The following is a 1,782-nucleotide window of genomic DNA, read 5'->3' as shown; positions in this document are numbered from 1 at the left end:
CTAATAGCAAAAGCTATTTAATTCTTATTTAACCCGCCTCAGAATGAATTCTGAGTCTAATAGCAAAAGTCGTCTCAAGACGACTAAAGCAAAGTTTATAGTCCGTTAAAACGGACTTGAATTATTAGCCCTGAACTATGGCTTACGCCACGCTACGCTATCAGTTCAGGACGGATTATGTTTAGAATGAAATAGCCCTGATATTTAGAGTAGTAGTAGGTTGGGTAGAGCGACAGCGAAACCCAACATTTCCAAAAATAACTTCAACCAAGTTTGCGAAAAACAAAAATAAGATTAATAAACGCACCACAAAATTTTTATCACTAATATCTGTATATCAAAATATCGTCAACTGCTGCAACTACATAACCAGCAAAATGATAAATGAAAAAAATAAATATTTTTCCTCACATATCATTACTAGAGCGCTATTTAATCTCAGAAATTATCCCAATTTTACTATTTACCATTGTTATTGTTACTGTTGTTGCGGAATCAATTGGTATATCATTCGAGCAATTTAGTTTTCTCCTGACGGAACAAATATCTTTGGGTACTTTAATATATTTACACATTCTTAAACTACCTGAATTTATTGTTTTTGCTGTACCAATTGCTATTTTAATGACCACAATATTCGTTTATGATAAATTATCAAGTACCAGGGAAATTATTGCTTTACAAAGTTGTGGAATAAGTTTATATAAGTTAATATATCCAGCTATTAATCTCAGTCTTATTCTCTCATTAATCCTATTTATTGTTAATGAATTTATTGTTCCTGTCTCTAACTATCAAGCTTCTATTACTTTAGAAAAAGCGATGAATATAAATAGATGGGATATTAAAAATAATGACATTGTTTATAAGGAATTAGCTAACAGGAATCATGAACAAATATCAGATGAAGATAATTATCTTAAATACCTCTTTTACGCAAAGAGATTTAGCAATGGAAAAATGAAAGAAGTTACCTTATTAATTAGAGATAACCAAGGATTAAAGGTAATTATAAAATCTAAATTCGCTGAATGGAATCAAGGAGAAAAATATTGGTATTTCTATGACGGTATCAAGAGTATAATTAATCCAGATGGTTCTTATGGTCAGGGAATTAAATTTGATAAAATTGCTGTTGATCTTTCTCATATATCTTCACAATTTCAACTCGATAGGGAAAGATTAGATGACAGAGAAATGAATATATTACAAATATATCAACGATTGTTAGTTGCGAAAAAAGCCGGGGATATTCCGAATGTAATCAAATTACAAGTTAATTTTCAAAAAAGATTTACCCTACCATCTTCCTGTGCTGTATTGGCTTTATTAGGTGCAGCTATAGGAATTAATTTACAACCAAGAATTAAATATAATAGTTTGACAATTACTTTAGTAATTCTCTGGTTAATAAAAATATTTGAGGCGATTATTCATGCTTTGATTATATCAGAAAATATCTCAATTTATGCAATGTGGCTACCAAATATTTTGGCTACAGTTTTTGGCTTCTATATATTAATTAAAAAAATTTAGGTAATGGGTAATTGGTCATGGGTAATGGGTAATTGGTCATGGGTAATTGGTGATAAAATCCCGTTTTCATCCTGTTTATCCTTTAACCCTGGAGATCCTGATTCTGACGCTGTGCCTAACTAAGTAGGTGAACGGAAAAAAACCGAAATATGTAACGAAAAGTAAAGTTGCCCGAAACCTCTTTCCTGTTCCCTGTTCCCTGTTCCCTGTTCCCTGTTCCCTGTTCCCTGTTCCCTGTTCCCTGTT

General features: G+C 31.6%; 1 protein-coding gene. It reads left to right on the top strand.

Features of this window, described 5'->3' with window-relative positions; all coding sequences use genetic code 11:
* Window positions 1–384: 384 nt before the first annotated feature.
* Window positions 385–1,536 carry an LptF/LptG family permease gene (locus ACIR310F_RS0100360; protein ID WP_028082110.1) on the top strand — a complete coding sequence of 384 codons (1,152 nt, stop codon included), beginning with the start codon at window positions 385–387 and terminating at the stop codon, window positions 1,534–1,536.
* Window positions 1,537–1,782 lie beyond the last annotated feature (246 nt).

It is taken from the genome of Dolichospermum circinale AWQC310F (assembly GCF_000426925.1).
Classification (GTDB): domain Bacteria; phylum Cyanobacteriota; class Cyanobacteriia; order Cyanobacteriales; family Nostocaceae; genus Dolichospermum; species Dolichospermum circinale.
The sequence above is the reverse complement of the archived record's forward strand: the minus strand, read 5'-3'. Positions and strand labels throughout refer to the sequence as shown.